This window comes from Kangiella sp. TOML190 (assembly GCF_023706045.1).
Lineage (GTDB): Bacteria > Pseudomonadota > Gammaproteobacteria > Enterobacterales > Kangiellaceae > Kangiella.
Genome location: NZ_BQYL01000001.1, coordinates 2,166,494 through 2,188,871, shown reverse-complemented (window position 1 = coordinate 2,188,871; position 22,378 = coordinate 2,166,494). Strand labels below are relative to the sequence as shown.

The 22,378-nt window shown below is 43.0% G+C and carries 21 protein-coding genes; 14 read left to right on the top strand and 7 right to left on the bottom strand.

The genetic code is table 11. The features are described from left to right. The first annotated feature begins 143 nt into the window (after positions 1-143). From NFS34_RS10375 to NFS34_RS10360, 4 genes are all read left to right on the top strand, one after another. Positions 144-2,360 carry an NADP-dependent isocitrate dehydrogenase gene (locus NFS34_RS10375; protein WP_251359971.1) on the top strand — a complete coding sequence of 739 codons (2,217 nt, stop codon included), beginning with the start codon at positions 144-146 and terminating at the stop codon, positions 2,358-2,360. Positions 2,361-2,434: 74 nt separating this feature from the next. Then, positions 2,435-3,436, top strand: a complete 1,002-nt coding sequence (locus tag NFS34_RS10370; RefSeq protein ID WP_251359970.1) for an ATP-dependent Clp protease proteolytic subunit — start codon at positions 2,435-2,437, stop codon at positions 3,434-3,436. Beyond that, positions 3,433-4,440, top strand: coding sequence for a low-specificity L-threonine aldolase (gene ltaE / locus NFS34_RS10365; protein WP_251359969.1), 1,008 nt, complete (start codon positions 3,433-3,435; stop codon positions 4,438-4,440). The genes NFS34_RS10370 and ltaE overlap by 4 nt, the downstream gene beginning before the upstream one ends. Next, positions 4,437-4,814, top strand: a complete 378-nt coding sequence (locus NFS34_RS10360; RefSeq protein WP_251359968.1) for an SdpI family protein — start codon at positions 4,437-4,439, stop codon at positions 4,812-4,814. Before ltaE ends, NFS34_RS10360 begins: the two co-directional genes overlap by 4 nt. Here NFS34_RS10360 and NFS34_RS10355 read toward each other — a convergent pair. Both NFS34_RS10355 and fabR read right to left on the bottom strand, forming a co-directional pair. Continuing rightward, positions 4,811-5,779 (bottom strand): carbon-nitrogen hydrolase family protein, encoded by a 969-nt coding sequence (locus tag NFS34_RS10355; protein WP_251359967.1) that lies wholly within the window; start codon positions 5,777-5,779, stop codon positions 4,811-4,813. The two genes, NFS34_RS10360 and NFS34_RS10355, sit on opposite strands and share 4 nt — an antisense overlap. Next, complete coding sequence (gene fabR, locus NFS34_RS10350; protein ID WP_251359966.1) at positions 5,772-6,389, bottom strand: HTH-type transcriptional repressor FabR; 618 nt, start codon at positions 6,387-6,389, stop codon at positions 5,772-5,774. Before fabR ends, NFS34_RS10355 begins: the two co-directional genes overlap by 8 nt. 147 nt (positions 6,390-6,536) lie before the next feature. Here fabR and NFS34_RS10345 point away from each other — a divergent pair, with 147 nt between their 5' ends. Then, positions 6,537-7,688 (top strand): fatty acid desaturase, encoded by a 1,152-nt coding sequence (locus tag NFS34_RS10345; protein WP_251359965.1) that lies wholly within the window; start codon positions 6,537-6,539, stop codon positions 7,686-7,688. A 188-nt stretch (positions 7,689-7,876) separates the two neighbouring features. Continuing rightward, positions 7,877-10,030, top strand: coding sequence for an amidohydrolase family protein (locus NFS34_RS10340; protein WP_251359964.1), 2,154 nt, complete (start codon positions 7,877-7,879; stop codon positions 10,028-10,030). A gap of 128 nt (positions 10,031-10,158) precedes the next feature. On the opposite strand, the gene fdxA is transcribed toward NFS34_RS10340, so the two are convergent. Continuing rightward, a complete protein-coding gene (gene fdxA / locus NFS34_RS10335; RefSeq protein ID WP_251359963.1) occupies positions 10,159-10,482 on the bottom strand; it encodes a ferredoxin FdxA in 324 nt (107 codons plus the stop codon). A 60-nt stretch (positions 10,483-10,542) separates the two neighbouring features. After that, positions 10,543-13,173, bottom strand: coding sequence for a DNA mismatch repair protein MutS (gene mutS / locus NFS34_RS10330; protein WP_251359962.1), 2,631 nt, complete (start codon positions 13,171-13,173; stop codon positions 10,543-10,545). A 132-nt stretch (positions 13,174-13,305) separates the two neighbouring features. Between mutS and NFS34_RS10325 the strand changes: the two genes are divergently transcribed. Beyond that, a complete protein-coding gene (locus NFS34_RS10325) occupies positions 13,306-13,794 on the top strand; it encodes a CinA family protein (protein ID WP_251359961.1) in 489 nt (162 codons plus the stop codon). A 244-nt stretch (positions 13,795-14,038) separates the two neighbouring features. Here NFS34_RS10325 and NFS34_RS10320 read toward each other — a convergent pair whose 3' ends face one another. Both NFS34_RS10320 and NFS34_RS10315 read right to left on the bottom strand, forming a co-directional pair. After that, entirely contained in the window at positions 14,039-14,248 is a 210-nt protein-coding gene (locus NFS34_RS10320; protein WP_251359960.1) for a cold-shock protein, read from the bottom strand. Between the two features lie 365 nt (positions 14,249-14,613). Further along, positions 14,614-16,497: a M2 family metallopeptidase gene (locus NFS34_RS10315; RefSeq protein ID WP_251359959.1), complete on the bottom strand. Its 1,884-nt coding sequence runs from the start codon at positions 16,495-16,497 to the stop codon at positions 14,614-14,616. Positions 16,498-16,732: 235 nt separating this feature from the next. On the opposite strand from NFS34_RS10315, the gene nagZ reads away from it, so the two are divergent. The 5 genes from nagZ to NFS34_RS10290 are packed head-to-tail and all read left to right on the top strand — an operon-like array spanning position 16,733 to position 19,758. Beyond that, positions 16,733-17,737, top strand: coding sequence for a beta-N-acetylhexosaminidase (gene nagZ / locus NFS34_RS10310; protein WP_251359958.1), 1,005 nt, complete (start codon positions 16,733-16,735; stop codon positions 17,735-17,737). Positions 17,738-17,774: 37 nt separating this feature from the next. Then, positions 17,775-18,908 carry a mechanosensitive ion channel family protein gene (locus NFS34_RS10305; protein ID WP_251359957.1) on the top strand — a complete coding sequence of 378 codons (1,134 nt, stop codon included), beginning with the start codon at positions 17,775-17,777 and terminating at the stop codon, positions 18,906-18,908. Further along, positions 18,895-19,248, top strand: a complete 354-nt coding sequence (locus NFS34_RS10300; protein ID WP_251359956.1) for a DUF2288 family protein — start codon at positions 18,895-18,897, stop codon at positions 19,246-19,248. Before NFS34_RS10305 ends, NFS34_RS10300 begins: the two co-directional genes overlap by 14 nt. A gap of 30 nt (positions 19,249-19,278) precedes the next feature. Then, positions 19,279-19,458, top strand: a complete 180-nt coding sequence (locus NFS34_RS10295; protein ID WP_251359955.1) for a hypothetical protein — start codon at positions 19,279-19,281, stop codon at positions 19,456-19,458. Between the two features lie 54 nt (positions 19,459-19,512). Beyond that, complete coding sequence (locus tag NFS34_RS10290) at positions 19,513-19,758, top strand: DUF2059 domain-containing protein (protein ID WP_251359954.1); 246 nt, start codon at positions 19,513-19,515, stop codon at positions 19,756-19,758. Positions 19,759-19,851: 93 nt separating this feature from the next. On the opposite strand, the gene NFS34_RS10285 is transcribed toward NFS34_RS10290, so the two are convergent. Next, complete coding sequence (locus tag NFS34_RS10285) at positions 19,852-20,133, bottom strand: hypothetical protein (protein WP_251359953.1); 282 nt, start codon at positions 20,131-20,133, stop codon at positions 19,852-19,854. Between the two features lie 294 nt (positions 20,134-20,427). Here NFS34_RS10285 and NFS34_RS10280 point away from each other — a divergent pair, with 294 nt between their 5' ends. Both NFS34_RS10280 and lolD read left to right on the top strand, forming a co-directional pair. Next, complete coding sequence (locus NFS34_RS10280) at positions 20,428-21,675, top strand: lipoprotein-releasing ABC transporter permease subunit (RefSeq protein ID WP_251359952.1); 1,248 nt, start codon at positions 20,428-20,430, stop codon at positions 21,673-21,675. Then, on the top strand, positions 21,668-22,363 hold the full coding sequence (lolD, locus tag NFS34_RS10275) for a lipoprotein-releasing ABC transporter ATP-binding protein LolD (RefSeq protein WP_251359951.1): 696 nt from the start codon (positions 21,668-21,670) through the stop codon (positions 22,361-22,363). Before NFS34_RS10280 ends, lolD begins: the two co-directional genes overlap by 8 nt. The last annotated feature ends 15 nt before the right edge of the window (positions 22,364-22,378 follow it).

The following is a 22,378-nucleotide window of genomic DNA, read 5'->3' as shown; positions in this document are numbered from 1 at the left end:
TTGTAACGGGATTTTCACAATTTTACAGGTTATTGGGCGATCAGCGCGGTGCAGAGCGGATATTTTTCGCGTATAATATCGCGCCATCAAACCCTTCAACCGACTGCCAATAGCCATTGGCACTTGAAAAAACAGGAAGCAGTATGTCTAAAATTATCTATACCATCACTGATGAAGCTCCAGCCTTAGCCACTCAATCTTTCTTGCCAATCGTTAAAGCTTTTACTGCCGCCGCAGGCATCGAAGTGGAAACCAGCGATATTTCTTTGGCCGGTCGAGTGTTGGCAGCTTTTCCTGATTACTTACAACAAGAACAGCAAATTGTTGACGCTTTAGCGGAGCTTGGCGCTTTGGTGAAAAAGCCAGAAGCTAACATTATCAAACTTCCTAATATCAGTGCTTCAATTCCACAACTCAAAGCGACCATCAAGGAACTGCAAGAAGACGGCTTTGCTTTGCCGGATTACCCTGATTCGCCATCTTCTGATGAAGAAAAGGATATTAAAGCGCGCTACGACAAAATTAAAGGCTCAGCAGTAAATCCAGTCTTGCGTGAGGGTAATTCCGATCGTCGCGCGCCAAAAGCGGTAAAAAACTACGCTAAGAACAATCCGCATAAGATGGGCGCTTGGTCAAAAGATTCTAAATCTCACGTTGCCAGCATGACCGCAGGTGATTTTTGCTCTAACGAAAAGTCGGTAACGGTTGATGCTGCCACTGACGCTAAAATTGAATTTTTGCCTAAAGATGGTTCGGTATCAATCTTCAAAGAGTCTGTGCCTCTGCTAGCTGGCGAAGTGATGGATTCGACCTTTATGTCCAAGAAAGCGTTGGTGAGCTTTTTAGAGCAAGAAATTGTTGACGCTAAAAACCAAGACGTTTTATTTTCTTTGCACATGAAAGCGACCATGATGAAGGTTTCCGATCCGATTATTTTTGGTCATGGCGTTAAAGCTTTCTTTAAAGATTTGTTCGCTAAACATGGCGATACTTTTGTACAAATGGGAATTAATGTTAATAACGGTTTGGGTAATCTCGTGAATCGTATTCAAGATTTGCCAGCGGATAAAAAGTCACAAATCGAAGCAGATATTCAAGCGATTTATGATGCTAATCCTGATTTAGCTATGGTGAATTCTGATAAAGGTATTACCGGTTTGCACGTTCCTTCGGATATTATTATCGATGCTTCTATGCCGGCGATGATCCGTAATTCGGGCCAAATGTGGGGCCCTGACGGTAATCCAAAAGATACTAAAGCGGTGATCCCAGATAGCAGCTATTCTGGCGTTTACACAGCGACAATCGATTTCTGCAAAGAATATGGAGCCTTCGATCCAACCACTATGGGCACTGTGCCAAACGTCGGCCTGATGGCGCAAAAAGCAGAAGAATATGGCTCGCACGATAAGACCTTTGAAATTCCAGCAGATGGAACGGTTCGTGTGGTTGATGCTGATGGTAATGTCTTAATGTCGCATGATGTTGAAGCGGGCGACATTTGGCGTGCTTGCCAAGTTAAAGACGCGTCAATTCAAGATTGGGTAAAACTAGCGGTTAACCGTTCGCGTTTATCCAATACTCCAGTAGTATTCTGGCTGGATAAAAATCGAGCTCATGATGCGCAGCTTATCAAGAAAGTAGAAAAGTATTTGCCAGATCACAACACTGACGGCTTAGAAATTCATATTATGTCGCCAATTGATGCAACCCACTTTACTTTGGCGCGGATCAAAGATGGCAAAGATACCATTTCGGCAACCGGTAACGTATTGCGTGATTACCTCACGGATCTCTTCCCAATTTTAGAGTTGGGTACTTCAGCAAAAATGTTATCAATCGTGCCGCTAATGAATGGTGGCGGCTTGTTTGAAACTGGCGCCGGTGGTTCCGCTCCGAAGCACGTGCAACAGTTCAACGAAGAAAATCACTTACGTTGGGATTCTTTAGGTGAGTTCTTGGCTTTGGCTGTATCGCTTGAGCATATGTCGCAAACTACCGACAACAAAAAAGCTCAAGTGTTAGCGGATGCTTTGGATAATGCGACTGAAAGCTTATTATTAAACGGTAAATCACCATCACGTAAAGTGAATGAGCTTGATAATCGTGGTAGCCATTTCTACTTAGCCATGTACTGGGCGCAAGAACTAGCTAAGCAAACGGATGATGAAGCCCTAGCGACTCAGTTTGCGCCGTTAGCGGAAGCCTTAACTAAAAACGAAGCAAAAATCGTAGAAGAGTTAAACTCAGTACAAGGCCAAGCGATGGATATTGCTGGTTATTATTCGCCGAGCTTGGAGTTGATGGCGAAGGCGATGAGACCGAGCGAAATCTTTAATAATTTATTGAAAAATATATAGATTTCTACTAACTTAAAAAAGGTGCCGCAAGGCACCTTTTTTAGTTAAAATAATAAATTTCAAGGAGAAACCAAGTGGCAATTAAAGCTAAAGAACCGCCAGTTTTATTTAATGAAACCCAAGCTCTTATTAGAGATATTGAGTCCCACATTAATCGAAAGTTAATATGTTACTGGACATCGCATAGAGGTGCAATTTGTGATAATGATGTTATTGCAATGTACGAGATTCTTAAAAACTTAGGTAGGCAGGAAAGAGTAGGGTTATTTATTAAATCTGATGGTGGGGATGTAGAAGCAGCATTGAGAGTTGTCAATTTATTAAGAGAATATAATGATAATGTGGTGGCATACATACCTTTAGAAAGTGCTTCTGCCGCTACGATGATAGCATTGGGTGCTGACGAGTTGAGAATGGGACCTTTAGCGCATTTAACAGCAATTGATTCGTCTTTACGCCATGATATGTCTCCGGTGGATCCAACTGACAACCGTAAAGTTAAAGTTAGTCAGGATGAGCTTGCTAGATTAGTTGCTTTGTGGAATAAAAGTAGTAGAGAGCATCATGACAATCCTTACACTGATATTTTTAAGTATATTCATCCTTTAGTTATAGGAGCTCTAGACCGGTCTAGCTCTCTATCCATAAAAATATGCAAAGAGATTCTTTCTTATCATATTTCTGATGAGTCGGAGTGTGAAAGGATTAGCAGTCACTTAAACTCTTTGTATCCTTCACACAGTTACCCAATTACGCTAAAAGAAGCAAAGAGTTTAGGGTTAAAAGTATCTAGACTAGATGCGGGTATAAACAGTAAGTTATTGATGATAAATCAATACTATTCAGAAATGGCACAAAAAGCTCTTACGGATTTTGACGAATACAATTATCACGACAATGAAATATTAAATATTTTGGAATCGGATGGCTTACAAGTTTTTTATAAAAATGATAAAGATTGGAATTACATCAAAGATGAAAGAAGATGGCAAAGCTTGAATGATAACAGCGGATGGAGGAAGGTTATGCTCGATAGTAAGAATAAAATTTTTAGCTCCATGTTGCACATCAGATGATAGATCTAAGAAGTGATACCGTTACGCAACCCACAGAAGGTATGCGTAAGGTGATGGCTGCGGCGGCAGTAGGCGATGATGTGTTTCAGGATGATCCAACGGTTAAGAAGCTTGAAGCTAAATTGGCGGAGATGTCGGGTAAAGCGGATGCTTTATTTGTTCCGTCGGGAACTATGTCGAATCTAGTCGCTTTGATGAGTCATTGTCAGCGCGGCGAAGAATACATCGTCGGGCAGGGCTACCATACTTATCTCTACGAGGCAGGTGGGGCGCCAGTGCTTGGTAGCGTAGTTCCGCAAACCTTGCCAGTAGAAAAAGATGGCACTTTGGATTTAGCCAAAGTTGAGTCGGTAATTAAAGCTGATGATGAGCATTTTGCGCGGACTAAACTTTTGTGTCTAGAAAATACCCATAACGGCAAAGTAATTTCACTAGATTATATGCAAAAAGCTTATGATTTTGCTAAATCAAAAGGTTTGTCTTTGCATCTGGACGGCGCGCGCGCTTTTAACGCGATTACTGAATTAAATTGTGAGCTTAAAGATCTAGCCCAATACGCTGATTCGGTGTCTATTTGTTTATCCAAAGGTTTAGGTGCGCCAGTAGGTTCGGTGCTATGTGCTGATAAGGAAATTATCAAATGGGCGCGTCGTTGGCGCAAAATGCTCGGTGGTGGCATGCGTCAATCGGGAGTTTTAGCTGCGGCAGGTCTTTATGCTTTAGAGCATCATGTTAAACGCTTAGCCATTGACCATGCCAATGCCAAAGTTTTAGCGGAAAGGCTTCAAGATATTCCACAATTATCAATCAATAAAGATTTGGTTCAAACCAATATGGTGTTTGTGAAAACCGATCTGGAAACCGCTGGCAAGCTTGCAAATTACTTAAAACAGCACAATATCATTATTATTCCATCAGAAAGCATGCGCTGGGTAATGCACTTAGACGTTTCCAGTGGTGATGTAAAATTTGTTTCGGAAAAGGTTAAGGAGTTTTTTGCGTGATTTTTTACTTTGTCGGCTTATTTGCCGTGGGTTTGGTGTTTTATTATCTGTCAGGAAAAATGGCTAACCCCGACTTCAAGCCTAATGCACTGAGCGGAATTAGAACGCCGGAAACTTTGGCAGACAAAGAAATTTGGCGACTGGTTAATACCAAAGCCGCGGTTTACTTTCGACAATTTTCCTACGGCATTTTTGCTTTAGCCTTTATGTCTCTCGCTTTTGCGCGCGGTATTTTAGCTTTGCTGATTTTTATCGGTTTTGTGGTGCTAGTGTGTTTGTTGTTATGGCGTCATGGACAGCTAAAAGAATATGCTAAGCAACTGTATGCGCAAAAGTATCCTAAGAAAATAACGCAAGAAGATGAGGAAGATTAATCCTCAAAATCGGCAACTTTCTGCCTTTGCCTGTTAACGATTAATTTAGTTACGTCAGGTCGTGAGTAATGACCGCTAACATCAATCAAGGAGCGCTCTTTTCTTACTTCTTGATGATCAAGCTCGATCACAAACAACTCTTCTTTGCCGACTTGCGGCTCTAGTAGCCAGTCTCCATTTGGTTTGGCAACACAGGAAGCGCCATTGGCCAGCGAGTTTGGCATATGGTCAATAATTTGTTGATAGAAGGGCAGCTCTTTAGGGATTTGTTCTTTAGTTAACAAGCCTGAAACCGACACCACATAGCTGCGAGATTCTTTGGCGATAAAAGGCGTAATGTCAAAGGTATTGTGATCACCGCCAGGCCAAACCGCAATATGTAAGTCTTCACCCTGCGCGTATAGCGACGTTCGAGCAAGTGGCAACCAATTCTCCCAGCAATTCAAGCCGCCTAGAGTAAAACTTGCTAACTTGTGAGTTCTAAGGCCATTACCATCGCCAATAGACCAAACTAGTCGCTCTTCATGAGTTGGCACCAATTTACGATGAGTCGATTGTATTGAACCGGCCTTATCAAGGTAAACAAGCGTACAGTAAAGGCTATGTCCCGAGCGATCGTGAGCGCGTTCGATAATACCTAAATAGCAGGCGATTTGTTTAGATTCACAACTTTTCTGGATTTGTGCTAAATCACCATTATCAATATTAATGGCTTGAGAGGAATAGTGAGCATAGAGTGATTTTTGCAAATCATTGTTAAACTTTGCCCCGCCAGTATTTTCTACCCAAAAAGGATAACCTGGCAGCAAAGCTTCGCCGAAACAAACCAAGTCGCAGCCTTGGTTGCCAGCCTGCTCGATAAAGCTACAAATTTTATCGATAGTTGCTATTTTATTGAGCCACACGGGAGAAATTTGCGCTAAAGCAACTAATAACCTGTCGGAATTTTTAGTTGGCTTAGGCATGGGCTTCTCGTTTGTGAACATTGGCTGCACCAACGGCTAGAAACCGTAATTGCGTTACTAGTCTTTGCTTGAGCTCTGAACGTTTACGACGGTTGAGATCCAATGCTTCAGCACCTGCATTAAAAACCAGTGTGACTAAACCTTCGGCAAGTGCGTAGGCGTAGTCGCTGTCATAATCGCCTTCGCTAATTAAATAATCGGTAAGCTCATCTTCAAAGTGTTTGATTTCGCGAGCCACGGCATCGCGAAAAGCAGGGGAAGTGCCTGAACGCTCCCTAAGCAGCAACCGGAATACATTGGGGTTTTTTTCGATAAACTCCATAAAGGTTTCTACCGAAGTTTTAATCACACTGCCTTTTCTTTCAATCCGTTTGCGCGCTTTGCGCATCAGTTGGCGTAAAGTAACGCCGCACTCATCGACTAAAGTTAGTCCCAGTTCTTCCATATCATTGAAATGACGATAAAAGGACATAGGGGCAATGCCCGCTTCACGCGCTACTTCGCGCAGACTAAGGTTACTAAAACCATGCTCAGCTGTGAGTTGATTTAGAGCTGCTTCGATGATTGCTTGGCGGGTTTTTTCTTTTTGTAGGGCGCGGGTGCCGGCCATAATCTCTCCTGTGTATTCCTTACTAGTATAAAAAACAATTAATTAAGTGTACATCTGTACGCTGGATTGCAAATGGTTGGATTGCCAGATATACTATCGGCTATTCCAGCGTACATTTGTACGCTTAACGTTTTATTCAGAGGGCTTATGTCAGAGCAAACAACTTCCGCAACCAATGGCAAATCTGGCTGGATTTGGACTAACCTTATCTTTTTCGGCTTAAGCTTTTTAGTTGCTATTACTATAGTGCCTTGGTATGGAATTGAATATGGCTACCACTGGTCAACTTGGGCGTGGGGTATTGGGCTTTGGCTTTTCTCAAGCACATCCATTTCGATGGGCTATCACCGGTTATGGTCGCATCGAGCTTATGAAGCTCATCCGGTTTTATGGGTAATTATGGCTTTTGGCGGTTGCTTGGCTTTGCAAAATAGTGCTTTGCACTGGTCATCGGATCATCGAATTCACCACAAACATGTGGATCACGATCATAAAGATCCTTATTCGGCCAGTCGTGGCTTTTGGCACTCGCATATTGGCTGGCTGCTTAAAAGAGAAAACGAAGACAAGCGCTACGATGAACAGTACGATCGTTGTCCCGATCTTAAGCGTGATCCGATTGTGATGTTCCAGCACAAATACTATTGGTTACTTAGTGGTTTCGTTAATGTTGCGATCCCTGTTTTGTTGGGGCTTGTAACTGGCGATTTCTGGGAAATGATTTTAGTGGCGGGTGTATTACGCTTGGTTTGGTCGCACCATCTAACATTTTTTATTAATTCTCTGGCTCATATTTGGGGCAGTCGTCCTTATACCGAAGAAAACTCGGCGCGTGATAATTTAGTCTTGGCCGTGTTAACTGGCGGCGAGGGGTATCATAATTATCATCATAAATTTCAATACGACTATCGAAATGGTGTTCGCTGGTGGCATTTTGATCCGTCAAAATGGTGGATTAAGGCTTTAAGCTGGATCGGTGTCACTAAAAATCTAAAGTCAGTCTCGGCAGAAAAAATAGAAAAAGCTAAAGCCGAAACTTTATTGCTAAAGGCAAAAGAAAAAACAGCGCACTTGCCCAATGCAGAAGAGATAATGCAAAAGTTGCATGATGAATATGAGCAATTGGTTGCTAAGTTGGCTGAAACCTATGCGGCGCAAAAGCAATGGTTGGAAGCTAAAAAGAACGAGCTCGTTGAATCTTACGAGCATTCAAAATTGTATCAAGAGTATCAACAACTGAAAAAGAACTTTGAGTTACAAAAAGCCAGTTGGTTACAACTCGCTAAGCAGTACGCTTAAATTGCTTGCCAATTATACTGAATTAAAAGGCTCCTAAAGGAGTCTTTTTTCGATATGGCCTCTATAAACTACTTCCGCAAAATTGTAAGAAAAAATGTAATCTGCTTGTTAAAGTCGGGATAAGTTTATAAGCTCAATCAAATTACTGTATTGTTGAATACGATTAAACCGCTAATGGGGAGTTATATATGTCAAAAATGTTTAAAAAGCCTAAAGTTACTTTAGCCGTTGCAGCTATGTTTGTGCTGGGGCTTAGTGCTTGCGATAACTCCTCTGAGCAATCGAACAATAAAAATAATCTGCCTGTTGATGCTAAGTCAAATAATAGCCAAGAAATGGCTAATTCTAATGCCAACTCTGATGTTAGCCCGGACAATTCGGAGACGGTTGCGATAGAGTCCTTGCAATACAATATTTTTAATAAAGAAGACACTGCTGGAACTTATAAAGTCGAAAAAGACGGTAACTTTGTAAAAGCCAATTTAAGCATGGGCTGGAATAATCGTCGTATCGAATCCGAAGAAACGTTAGAAGTTGATGAGCAAGGCTTTGTGGTTAAGCAGCAAGTTAAAGGAATTTCTGCCTTTGGAGCACCAATTGATGAAAGCTATAGCTTTGGCAATGGCGTTGCTACTTGGAATAGTCTCAATGAAAGCGGTGAGGCTGAAACTGATGGCAAGGCGTTTTACGTACCTATCGACGGTACTGGCGCGTCCAATGAGTTCTTGGTTAAAGCTTTAGCAAAAGATCCCGATAATAAAATTGACCTTTTGCCATCAGGCACCGCCAGTTTGGTCAAACTTGATAGCGTCACTTTAAATAATGGCACGCAAGAGAAAAAGGTGCACTTGATTGGTATTGCCGGCTTTGGCTTTACTCCCGATTTTGCTTGGTACGACGATGATTATAATTTCTTTGCTACTGATGGTGGCGGTTGGTTTGGTGTGATCCCGGAAGGTTGGGGACGTGAACATCTTGAACAATTAAGCGCTATTCAAAAACGAGCAGATAATGATTACCTAAAAGATTTGGCGCAAAAATTAACGCATACCGTCGATGGCGTAATTTTGATCAACAACGTGAATTATGTGGACGTTGAAAAGGGCGAGTTAGTAAAAGATCAAAGCATTATGGTTCGCGACGGTAAGATATTTGCTTTGGGTAGAAAAATTCCAAGAATTGCAGTAGCAAAAACCATTGATGCCAAGGGTAAAACTCTTATTCCTGGCTTGTGGGATATGCACGGCCATTTGCAAAAATCTGATGGCTTGCTCAATATTCCCGCGGGCGTGACCAATGTGCGTGATATGGGCAATACCCACGATAATATTGTTGATATTGAACGCATGAGCGAAGCCAATGAAATTATGGGCGGAGACGTTTATCGCTCTGGCTTTATGGACAGAGAAAGCCCTTATGCCATGAAAATGGGTAAAACTGTGGATTCGTTGGAAGCGGCCAAGGCAGCGGTGGATTGGTACGCTGAGCAGGGCTATCCGCAAATCAAAACCTACAGCTCGATGGAGCCTGAGTGGGTTAAGCCGTTGGCGGAACACATTCACAGCAAAGGTATGAAGCTGAGCGGCCATATTCCTGCTTTTATGACTGCTGAAGAAGCAGTGGATGCGGGTTTTGATGAAATTCAACACATTAATATGCTGTTCTTAAATTTCATGGGTTCGATTGATACTCGTAAGCGTTTACGCTTTACCATGGTTGGCGAACAAGCGGGCGAACTCGATTTAAACAGTAAAGAAGTTGAAGATTTTATCGCTAAGTTAAAAACCAAAGGCACTGTAATTGATGCCACCTTGTCAGTGTTTAAATCGCTATTCCAAGCTAAAGCCGGCCGCATTAATCCTGAAGTTGCGGATATTTATGATCATTTGCCAGTGACGGTTGCGCGTAATTTTAAGACTGCGATCTTGGACATTAAAGATGAAGAGCGTGCAGCTTATGATAAGTCTACCCAAGCGCTTGGTGCAATGGTAAAGAAATTGCACGATAGCGGCGTTAAGGTGGTGGCAGGAACCGATGGGATTGCAGGATTTACATTACACCAAGAATTGATTGATTATGCGCAAGCGGGGATCTCCAATGCCGACGTTCTTAAAATCGCGACTATCGATTCAGCTAATGTGGTTGGTGCTGGTGAGACTAACGGTTCAATCGCTGTTGGCAAGCAGGCAGATTTGGTGTTTGTCGATGGTAACCCGCTTGAAGATATGCAAGCCTTGCGTAATATTTCGCTGGTGATTAAAGGTCAGAATCTATATAAGCCCGATGAAATTTATCAAGCAATTGGAGTAAAGCCTTTTACCCAGTCGATTGATATTCAGTAGTTTCAACTTTGCGGTCATTCCCGTTTTCGCGGGAATGACGTAATCAAGAAGTAAATATTTATTTAGAATAATCTAGGTATAAAAATAAACAGCCTTAAAACTAAGAGCTTTTTATATGATTTACTGAATCATCGTTCCAAATATTGAAGCTTATTCTCAACCCCATCCCATTCTTCGGCATCTTCAGGAGCATCTTTCTTTTCGGTGATATTCGGCCAGATTTCCGAAAGTTCAGCGTTTAGTTCGACAAAGTTTTCTTGGCCCGCTGGCACGTCGTCTTCTTCGAAAATCGCTTCTGCAGGGCATTCGGGCTCGCACAGGGCGCAGTCGATACATTCATCAGGATTGATCACCAAGAAATTAGGACCTTCATAAAAACAGTCTACCGGACATACTTCCACACAGTCGGTATGTTTACATCGGATGCAGTTGTCGGTTACTACAAATGCCATGGATAACTCCTAAAACGAATAGGCTTAAATCAAAATGAACAAAATAGGGTCAAGCAGGCGCTATTTTAGCGTTTCTTTAAGTTTATACAATAGATCCAGTGCTTGTCGCGGGCTTATTTCATCTATTTCCACAGATTCTAAGATCGTTCTTAGCTGGCTATCTTGAGGCGACGGTTCGCCTTTCTCGGCAAATTCTAACTTTGGTAGCTGCGGATCGCCAGAGTTTAAATCGTGAGTACCAACCTGCTCAAAGTGTGTTAATAACTGCTTGGCAGCTGTAATCACCGGATTTGGCAGGCCCGCCAGTTGCGCTACTTGAATACCATAGCTTTGATTGGCTGCGCCATCTTTGGCTTGATGCGAAAAGATAAGCTGCTGTTTTTGACCCGCTTGATGCTCGGTCGCACCAAAATGCAAATTAACCATTGAGTCCCATTCTTCGGCCTGTTGCGTTAGTTCAAAGTAGTGAGTGGCAAACAGGGTGTAGGCACTTAATTTTTCGTGGATATATTGAATAGTGGCCGAGGCCAGAGCCAGCCCATCAAAAGTGCTGGTACCACGGCCAATTTCATCCAGCAGAACTAAGCTTTTGTTAGTAGCATTATTGAGAATATTGGCGGTTTCGGACATTTCCACCATAAAAGTCGAACGACCACTGGCTAAGTCATCCGATGCGCCGATGCGGGTAAAGATCCTGTCGACAGTGCCGATTTGAGCAGTTTCCGCGGGTACAAAACAACCGATATGTGCCATTAATACGATTAAGGCGGTTTGCCGCATATAGGTGGATTTGCCGCCCATATTTGGGCCGGTAATGATAATCGAACGTCTTTTCTGATTAAGGCTGAGATCGTTGGCAATAAAAGGGTCTTTGAGATGGTATTCTACCACGGGATGCCGACCCTTGCTGATCTCAATCGCAGCATCATTGGTAAGCTGGGGGCGATTGAGCTGCAAACTTTCGGCGCGCTCGGCAAAGCAGGTTAGCAAGTCGAGTTCGGCGACTGCGCTGGCGGTGGATTGAATTTCGGCCACAAATTTTTGCAGCTCTAGGATTAATTCTTGATAAAGCCTTTTTTCTAAGGCCAAGGCTTTGGACTTACTGGAAAGCACTTTTTCTTCGTAGTCTTTCAACTCAGGAGTAATAAAGCGTTCATTATTTTTCAAGGTTTGACGGCGAATATAGTGCGCGGGTGCACCATCGGATTGAGCTCTCGAAATTTCGATATAAAAACCATGTACCCTGTTATAACCAACTTTTAAGGTGCTCAAGCCAGTTTGCGCTTTTTCTTGCTGCTCAAGTTTGAGCATAAAATCGCTGGCATCTGAAGCAAGGTTTTTTAACTCGTCCAGTTCAGCATTAAAGCCAGCCGCTATCATACCGCCGTCACGAATTACCATCGGCGGCTGCTCAACAATGGCCTTATCTAGTAATTCTTGAACTTGCGGCAAGGGATAGATTTGTTGAGCTAAACTGAGTTCAAGCTGCTTGGTTTGTACTTCATTCAACAAGGCTTGCGAAGCTTGCAGGCCTTGTTCTAAACGTTTTAAGTCACGCGGATTGGCGCTGCCTAAAGCCACTCTAGTCGAGATCCGTTCAATATCGGCAATCGAGCCTAGAATTTCTTGTAGCTCAATATAACGGTGCTCGGTTTGGATTTGTTCTACCGCCTCAAGTCGTTTTTCGATTAAGCCTTTGTTACTTAAGGGCGCATGCAACCAGCGTTTTAATAAACGTGCGCCCATGACGGTTTTAGTGGAGTTTAACACTTCAAATAAAGTGTTTTGCTCGCCGCCTTGAAGATTTTCAGTCAGCTCTAAATTGCGCCGCGTCGCAGGGTCAAGGGTTAGCTGGTCGCTATCTTGAAGGCGTTGTAATAGTCGAATATGCGGTAGCTGATTAAGCTGAGTCTTTTTGGCGTACTCAAGCACCGCGCCAGCGGCGCAAATCGCAATGTTCAGATCTTCACAACCAAAGGAATCCAAATTCGCTACTTGGAAGTGTTTGAGTAAGTTTGCTAAATTTTGCTCATAATCAAAGGCAAAGTCAGGTTGCCATTTGATGGAAGTGTTTAGCTGCGACACTAAGGTTTGTTGGGTGTCACTCACCACTATTTCCGCAGGTTTTAGGCGAAATAGCTCAGCTTGGAAGTCGGATTGGTTGTCGAATTCCGACAACCAAAAGCGACCAGAGGCCATATCAATACAAGCTAGCCCGTATTGCTCATACTTTTTGTAAATCGCCGTCAATAATTGATCGGACTGAGCATCCAGCAGGTTTTCATCGTAAAGAGTGCCGGGCGTAACAATTCGGACTACTTTGCGCGCTACAGGCCCTTTGCTGGTGGCTGGATCGCCAACTTGTTCGCAAATGGCAACTGATTCGCCCAGTTTCACTAAGCGTGCCAAATAGCCATCGACCGCATGAAAAGGCACGCCAGCCATAGGAATAGGCTCGCCCGCCGAAGCGCCGCGTTTGGTTAAGGTTAAATCCAGTAATTCAGCAGCACGTTTGGCATCCTCATAAAACAACTCGTAAAAATCGCCCATGCGATAAAACAGCAAATAATCGGGGTGCTGATTTTTTAAACCCCAATATTGACGCATCATTGGAGTATGCTGCGGCGCGTTTTGCTTAGCGGCGCTAAGGTTTTCAGAAGTTTTCGTGGAGCGGTTTTCAGCTTTAGCCATTGCCTGATTATTATATTATGATGCCAATAATTTAGTGGCTCTTGTTGATAAGCTATAGCTTAACGGATCTGCTATTAAACATAAATAAGCAAACCATAAATGAAGTAAGATGAACTAATAGGGAGTCGCTAATTGGACCTAAGCTCGCAACTTGAATTGAACGCACAAAAATTAGTCGATAAAGGCTTAATCATAGTCACTGCTGAGTCATGCACTGGTGGAATGATATCCGCTGCCTGTACCGATATTGCTGGCAGTTCCCAATGGTTCGATAGGGCTTTTATTACTTATTCCAACCAAGCCAAGCATGAAATGCTTGGTGTGCCAATGGAACTTATCGAAGCCGCTGGCGCGGTTTCGATGGATGTGGTCAAAAGCATGGCCAAAGGCGCTTATAACCGCGCAGGAAAGGGCAAACGTATTGCCATTGCGGTTAGCGGTATTGCCGGTCCTGATGGTGGCTCGGGAGATAAACCCGTTGGCACCGTCTGGTTTGGTTTTGCCCATGCTTTAGGCGCTGGAGCGCATAAATTAGTTTTTGACGGAAATAGGGCGCAAGTGCGTCAGCAGACAGTGATTAAAGCTTTAGAGTTGATTGATAATTTAATTGAGGATTTTTAACTTTGCCGAAATTCCCGCGAAAGCAGGAATTTATGCTTGCGATATTGAGCTAATATGGACTCTTGCTGACATAGGAGTTTCATGATCGAGTCAGTAGTAATGTAGCTTAGGTGAGCTTGCCAACCCTAATATTGCTAATAGCTAAGTTGTCCGGATTTATAGATTTATTTTAAACGACGTTTAGCAAAATCTTGCATAAAAAAGCAGGCTTAAAAGCCTGCTTTTTTATCAAATAGTAGTCGTATTAAGCGGCTACGATATTCTCAGCTTGTGGGCCTTTTTGACCTTGTGTAACTACAAACTCAACGGCTTGGCCTTCAGTTAAGGTTTTAAAGCCAGAGCTGCTGATAGCGCTGTAGTGTGCAAAAACGTCTGGGCCGTTTTCTTGCTCGATAAAACCAAAACCTTTAGATTCGTTGAACCATTTGACGGTTCCTGTAATTGTATTCGACATAATAATATCCTGAAATTTAAATAAATTTGTGCCTTCAAGAGGCTTGAATTGCTTTGAAAATAGACTGTGACTTAAAAACTGCAGGACGAAATAATACGAATAAAACTGCGAAATGTAGTGATATAAATAATAGACTTGCTTTCTAGCTGGGTGCCACTGTATAGATTAACTAGGTGCTTGTCGAGCTTTATTTGATTTGTTTGTAGTTGATTATTACCAATATGGCATTGGCTTACATAAAAAAGCCGCTCTATGAGGGGCTTTCTAAAGTTTGTCATTCCCGCGTAGGCGGGAATCTATCTTGAGTTTCGTATTGGAGTTAAGCTAGATCCCCGCTTTCGCGGGGATGACATTCTAAGAGTTACTTACCAACCACACTGACGATCTTTGTTTTGCTCGTCTAACCATGCTTTAAGTGGTGCATAGTATTCTAGTACGGCGGTGGCATCCATTTCTCTTTGGCCGGTCATGGCTTCTAGTGCGTCGGGCCAAGGGCGTGAAGATCCCATTTCCAACATGGCGTTTAGTTTAGCGCCTGCTTCTTTGTCGCCGTAGAAAGAACAGCGATGCAGTGGGCCAGTATTACCAGACATTTTGCACATGTCGCGGAAGAATTGGAATTGCAAAATATGCGCTAGGAAATAACGTGAGTAAGGAGTATTTCCTGGAATATGGTATTTCGCACCTGGATCAAAATCGTTTTCGCTACGCGCTACTGGCGGCTTTAAGCCTTGGTATTTTTCACGCAGATCCCACCAGCCTTGGTTGTAGTTTTCTGGCGTGATTTCACCGTTGAAAACTTTCCAGCGCCATTGATCAACTAATAAACCAAAGGGTAAGAAAGCAATCTTGTCTAATGCCGAGCGCATCAATAATGAAATGTCTGCTGAGGCATCAGGCTCTTCTTCGATCAAGCCAATTTGCTTTAAATATTTTGGGGTAATAGAAAGTGCCACCGTGTCGCCAATCGCTTCGTGGAAACCGTCGTTGGCACTGTTTTTGTATAACAACGGTTGGTTCATGTATGCGCGTTGGTAATAGTTGTGACCAAGCTCATGGTGAACGGTTTGAAAGTCATCCGCGTTGATTTCGGTACACATTTTAATGCGGATATCTTCTTTGTTGTCTAAATCCCAAGCCGAAGCGTGGCACTGGACGTCACGATCTCGCGGCTTAACAAATAAAGAGCGATCCCAGAAAGTTTGTGGTAAAGGCGCAAAGCCTAGTGATGAGAAAAAGTTTTCGCCAGTTTTGACCATGGCCTTAACTGCTTTTTCTTTCTCTGCGTGAGTGACTACTTCGTGATCGACGCCATAGTGCGCTTCAAGCAAGGGGTTAATGTCGATACCCTTGCTGGCAGCGCCACCTTTTGGTCCTGCGATGTCGTAGATATTGCCCCATTGTTGCGCCCACATATTTCCGAATAGGTGTGCTGGAATCGGGCCTTCTTGAGCAACCACTTCATCGCCATACTTATCGTTAAGCTCTGCGCGAACGTGGCAGTGCAGAGCATCATACAATGGCTTTACTTGACCCCATAGACGATCCAATTCTGCGGCAAAGTCATCCGCTGGCATATCGTATTTCGAGCGCCACATAGCGCCCGTATCCACATAACCTAGCTCTTTTGAGCCTTCGTTGGCGATGGTAACCATCTCCTTATATAAAGGACGCATAGGTTTTGAAATTTCTCGCCAGCCTTGCCAAGCTTTTAGCAGTTCTTGTGGATCACGCGACTTGATTAAGGTTTGCGTCAACTCGCCTAGCGAGCGGCCATCAGGACTGCGGCCTTGGGCGTAGATACTGTCGAGCTCAGAAGTAATTTGGGCCAGTTTTTTGGTTTTGGCGGCATCCGAAGGCGCTGGCAAAGTTAGGCCAAGTTTAATCATTTCAAGCTTACGTGCTACATCATAAGGTAATTCTAAGCCATTGAATTTCTTAGCTTCGTTAGCTAAATCAACGCCTAGTTTTGTAAAACGCTCGCCGACCTCAGCATTCAGCGCAACCGTATCTTCAGTTACGAAATTAGCGTTAACCCAAGCGATTTTTGAGCCATAGTCGGACAAGTCCGATAGCTCTTGTTCTGCGCGTGCCACAAAAGCTGCCGCATCTTCAGCGGTTGGCGCTTGTTTAGCTGGAGCAACTTTTTCTACTGGTTTAGAAGTCGCGTTATCCTTGTTATCACAAGCGGTTAGCCCAAAGAGTGCGGTGAGCACTAGGGCGCTTGTTAGTTTTTGATTAAACTTCATATGTTACCTTTTCAATTAATATGCTTTTAAGATTAGTTTGTAATTGTGGGCTTCGCCGCAGCAAGCTGAGCAAGAAGCCACCATACCCATTAATTCAACGCATCATTATAGCCTTTTCTGGTCTTTTGAGAAGTTGGTAGCGTTGATTTCTGGCTTTTCGGGGTGTTTCAGGTCATAGAATTCGGTACACTATCGCAAAATTTATCGATCACAATTCCTCTTGGAGCATAAACCCATGTATGGCCCACTGATGCTGGACTTAGAAGGCTTAACGCTCAATCGTCGCGAAATGGATTTACTAAAAAATCCAATGATTGGCGGTTTGATTTTATTTGCTCGTAATTTTGCCTCGACCAACCAAGTGGCGGACTTGTGTATGGCGGTACGAGAAGAGGCGGCGAGTGATATCATCATTGCGGTGGATCATGAAGGCGGGCGAGTGCAGCGCTTTCGCGAAGGTTTTAGCGCTATTCCGCCGATGGGCGAGATCCTAAAGCAAACTCGCGATCTGGAATTGGCTAAGCAAAAAGCTTATGGCTTGGGCGCTATGATTGCGTTAGAAGTGCAAGGCGTGGGGATTGATATTAGCTTTGCACCAGTATTGGATCTAAACCTAGAGATCAGCGAAGTGATTGGCGATCGTGCGTTTTCAGGACAGCTTGATGAGGTGATTGCGCTTGGTCGAGCTTTTATCAAAGGCATGAATGATTACGGAATGGCGACCACTGCTAAGCATTTCCCTGGGCATGGCTCGGTGCGCGCTGATTCGCATATTGAAATCCCAGTTGATGATAGACCGCGTGAACAGATTATTTCGCAAGATATGCGGGTGTTTGCAGAGCTGGCGCAGGATTACCAAGCGGTGATGCCAGCGCACGTTATTTACCCTTCGGTGGACAAGCATCCGGCTGGCTTTTCTGAAGTTTGGCTCAAAGATATTTTAAGACAACAGCTTGGCTTTGAGGGCGTTATTTTTAGTGATGATTTGTCGATGGAAGGAGCTACCGTTGCTGGCGACTATCATGCGCGAGCGGACATTGCTTTAGCCGCAGGTTGCGATATGGTGTTGGTGTGTAACCATCCAACTGAGGCTCAGGAGTTAGCCGATGCGGATAAACTGCCTGTGAATAAAGAAAACTCGGCGCGGATCGCAACGATGGCAGGCAGCAAATTAGCGTATAATTTGGCGGCAGTTCAAGCGAGCGATTCTTGGCGCGAGTTGAGTAAAACTTTAGCTTAAACTCTTAAACAAATGTAACCCTAGCATTTAGAACAGCATGCAAACAACCAGTGAACAATTATCCAAACTTAGTCAATGGCTAGAATCTCTGCCAAGTTATTGGCAACTGCTAGTCATAGTCGGTATGACGGTTTTTTCTTATTTGGCATGGCGTTTTATTTACAAGCGCCTTCAAAAACGGTTTGAAAAATCGGCTAATTTTTGGGATGACGCTATCTTATATGGCCTTAATAAACCCGTATCTATCACCATTTTGGTGTTAGGCGTTTTATTTGTCTTGCAGGCAGCGCAAGCGGTTTATCTCAACCAGCCGATAATTTCTACTGAGTTGTTGAACAACTTAAAACGAGTCTTTATCGTTTTTGCAGTGAGTCTGGGCTTGATTCGCTTGATCAATAAAATCGAAGCCAACTTTTTAGAGGCGGATAGTGGCGCCGAGGCAAGAAATTATGATATCAAACTTGATGAAACTGGAATTTTAGCGGTTAGTAAGTTGATGCGTTTGATCGTGATGATTATCAGCGCCTTAATCATTTTTCAGCTACTCAATATTCCGATCACTGGGATTTTAACCTTCGGTGGTATTGGTGGTATTGCGGTTGGTTTTGCGGCTAAAGATCTGCTGGCGAATTTTTTCGGCGGTATGATGATTTTTCTCGATCGGCCTTTTAAGGTGGGCGACTGGATCCGTTCGCCGGATAAAGAAATTGAAGGAACCGTGGAGAATGTTGGCTGGCGACAAACGCGTATTCGCACGTTCGATAAAAGACCCTTGTATGTGCCTAATGCGACCTTTACTAATATTTCTGTAGAAAATCCGTCGCGTATGACTAATCGCCGAATTAATGAAATGGTGGGGTTGCGTTATGATGACTGGACTAAAGTTGAAACTATTGTGGCTAAGGTTAAGACCATGCTGCAGCAACATCCGGAGATTGATCAAGAAGCAACTCTGATGGTTAATTTCAATAAGTTTGCAGCGTCTTCTTTGGATTTCTTTATTTATACTTTCACTAAAACTCGCGAGTGGGGCAAATACCATGAGATCAAGCAAGATGTATTACTAAAAACCATGCACATTATTGAGCAAGAAGGCGCTGAAATCGCATTCCCAACATCCACCCTACATATCAATAAAGAAATTTTTGAGAGTCATCATGAGCAGCAATAAGTCCGAGTCCAGCAAGGTAGCACAGCCAACCGATATAGTGAGCCAATTAACGCCAAGAGAAGAGTTGATTGCTAAATTAAACGGCGAAACGGCTGTGGTAGCTTGGCCAGAAATCGAACGCTTCTTCGCTAAAGGTAACTTGCTATTGATTCAACAAGGAGTGGACTTGATCAATTGTGCTGCCGATATGTCGCTAGATAATGGTCAAGAAATTGCGAAATTAATTGATCAAGAAAAAATTCAAGCCATGCCAATCGAGTTTGTCAAAGCGAACTGCAAAGCCGATACACAATTTTGGACAGTGGTAGTAGCGCCTTATATCTTGGTGCAATTGAAATAACTTAACACGATAACCTTAAAGGAAATTATTATGAAAATAAGTAAAGTTGTGCTGCTTACCGTTAGCTTCGGAATGGCTAGTTTTGGTCTTAACAGCGTCATTGCCGATGCTGCTGCTAAAAATCAGTTAGCTAAAGAGCTGATGAGCCTAAACGATCCGAAAGAGGCTACTGTTGCTGGCTTTAAGTTGGGTATGGATCCTTTTATATAACAACTACAAAGTCAGGGCGTTGCAGCGGAAAAATTAGAGCAGATTAATCAGTTAGTGGATAAATATGCGAATAAATTTGCTAATGATCCGCGCCTTGTCAATGGCATTATTGATTTATACAGCAATACTTTTAATGAGCAAGAATTAAAAGATTTATTGGCTTTTTATAAAACGGAGTCCGGTAAAAAGTTTGTTAAGGAGTTGCCGGTTATTATGCAAAAAAGTAGTCAATTAGGCGTTGAGATCTCAACTTCGTTGCAACAAGACTTTGGTCGAGAAATTCAAGAAATTTTAAAGTAGTAGGGCTTGAATCAATAGAGTTTTAAATAGTACTAATAATTAAGCAGCACAAAAAAGCGGGCATTTAGCCCGTTTTTTGTAATTTGGTATTGCTTAAGAGCGATGCACCACGGCATGTACCACATGGTTATACTCAAAATAAACGGTAAAGCCATTGTAGCGCCATTGGCTGATAGGCGGATTTCCCACTGGCCCCGAGACTGAATTAGGTTCGCCGTATTTTTTCCGCACTTGCGACTTTAGAGTACCGCGCTTTGGGGTTTGTATATCCGATTTGGCTTGAGCGCCAACCGGAACTTTTACTTCGTCAGCGCGGCTACTATTTACCCCTAAAGCCAAACCGCCTGCTAGTAATAAAATAGCTAGATTTTTCATGCTAATCCTCTGTTTTCATTTATCCTTACTTGTTTTCTATAGCATAACAAAAACAAGCACTTAGTAAAATATTTTCATAATTTGAGCTAAATTATAGCGAAGAGATTGATTTTAAACGGTGAACCATTCACTATGTCGCCACTCTAATCGCCAAATTGCATGATTTATCAAGCAATTAGTGGCAAAATTGCAACTCTGCTCGAAATCTATATTGTGGCAGATCCAAGTTCTTTATAATTAACAATTGGTAAGGATTACTGGCGGTCAGTTAATTCTGATCCCACTAAAAAAATGATGAAATTACCTTTTTCTCTGTTGGTTGGTTTGCGTTATACCCGTGCCAAAAGGCGCAACCGTTTTATTTCTTTAATTTCCATTATTTCTATGATTGGTATTGCTTTAGGGGTAATGGTGCTGATTACCGTGATGTCGGTGATGAATGGTTTTGAGCGCGAGCTACGGGATAGAATTTTAGGCGTATCGCCGCACGTTTTGGTGCAAGACTTTGCCGGCGAACTTAAAGACTGGCCAGCGATAGAAGCTAAAGTTAAACAGCACCCGCGGATTATTGGCGCATCACCTTATATTCAATCGGAAACCATGTTTAGGCATTTAGGCCTTAATCAGGTGGGCTTTGTACAAGGGATTTTGCCGGAAAAACTGGCTGAGGTTTCGGTGGTTCCGAACAATATGAAAGTGGGTGAGATCGAAGACTTAAAAGCAGGTCAATATAACATTATTCTTGGCTCTTCTTTGGCTCGCAAACTGGCCGCTGGTCTGGGTGATAAAGTTTCTTTAATGATTTTTAGTGAGACTAAAATTAGTATTGCTGGAGTAAATCCTAGAACCAAGCGCTTTAATGTGGTCGGCATTTTCGATACTAAGTCTGAAGTGGATAAGGGCTTGGCTTTTGTTCATATGCAAGATGCGGCTAAATTGCTGCGGATCAAAGATGGCGTGACGGCTTTACAACTTAAAACTAATGATGTCATGCAGGCTTACGATACGGCGTTTGAAGTCAGTAACTCGCTACAAGGCGAATATATGCTATCTGACTGGACGCGCCAACACCAAACCTTATTTAACGCCATTGATATGGAAAAGAAGATCATGTTTATTCTATTGGTCTTTATTATTGCGGTGGCGGCTTTTAATATCGTCACCTCGCTGGTAATGCTCGTGACCGAAAAGCAGGCGGATATTGCGATTCTGCGAACTCTTGGCGCTAGTCCTGGCTCGATCATGAGAGTTTTTATGACTTCGGGTGTGATAAACGGCGTGATTGGTACTGCCGTTGGGGTGATTTTGGGGATCTTATTGGCGCAAAATTTGCCTGACATAGTGCAGTGGATTGAAGAAGTGTTTAAGGTTAGAGTTTTCCCACAAAATGTTTATTTTGTTAATTTTTTGCCGACTGAACTAAAATCTTCTGATGTGGTACAGATTGCTAAATGGTCGTTAGTTATTAGCATCGCAGCCACCATTTATCCTTCTTGGAAAGCTTCGAGAACCCAGCCAGCAGAGGCGCTTCGTTATGAATAATGACAAGAATAAATCTAATCGCCTGATTGAGGTTAGTAACTTAAGCCGTAGCTATAAAGATGGCGCGTTACAGGTTGATGTGTTAGATAATTTGAGTTTCACTGTTGACAAAGGCGAACAGCTGGCTATCGTTGGCGCCTCGGGTTCGGGTAAAAGCACTTTATTACATCTAGTCGGCGCTTTGGATAAACCTAATGCTGGTGAAGTAGTGATTAATGGCCAAAACATTCATCAGTTATCGGCAAAACTACAAGGTCAGTTTCGTAACCAGCAGATTGGCTTTGTTTATCAATTCCACCACTTGTTGCCAGAGTTTACCGCCCAAGAAAACGTTGCTATGCCATTAATTATTGGCGATGTTAATCGCACTGAAGCGCTAAAAACTGCGGATGATTTTATTGATAGAGTCGGCCTTGCCAATCGAAAGCTGCATAAACCCTCTGAGCTATCTGGTGGCGAGCGGCAGCGAATCGCTTTTGCACGCGCGATTGTTAATCAGCCGCTAGTGGTGTTAGCGGATGAACCAACGGGTAATTTGGATCATACCACGGCGGAAAAAGTTTACGATCTGATGTGCGAATTAAACAAAGACCTGGGCACCAGCTTCGTTACCGTTACTCACGATTTAGAGCTGGCCGGAAAAATGCAGCGGCAACTAAAGTTAGAAGACGGGAAATTATTTAAATAACTCTAATCAAGAAAA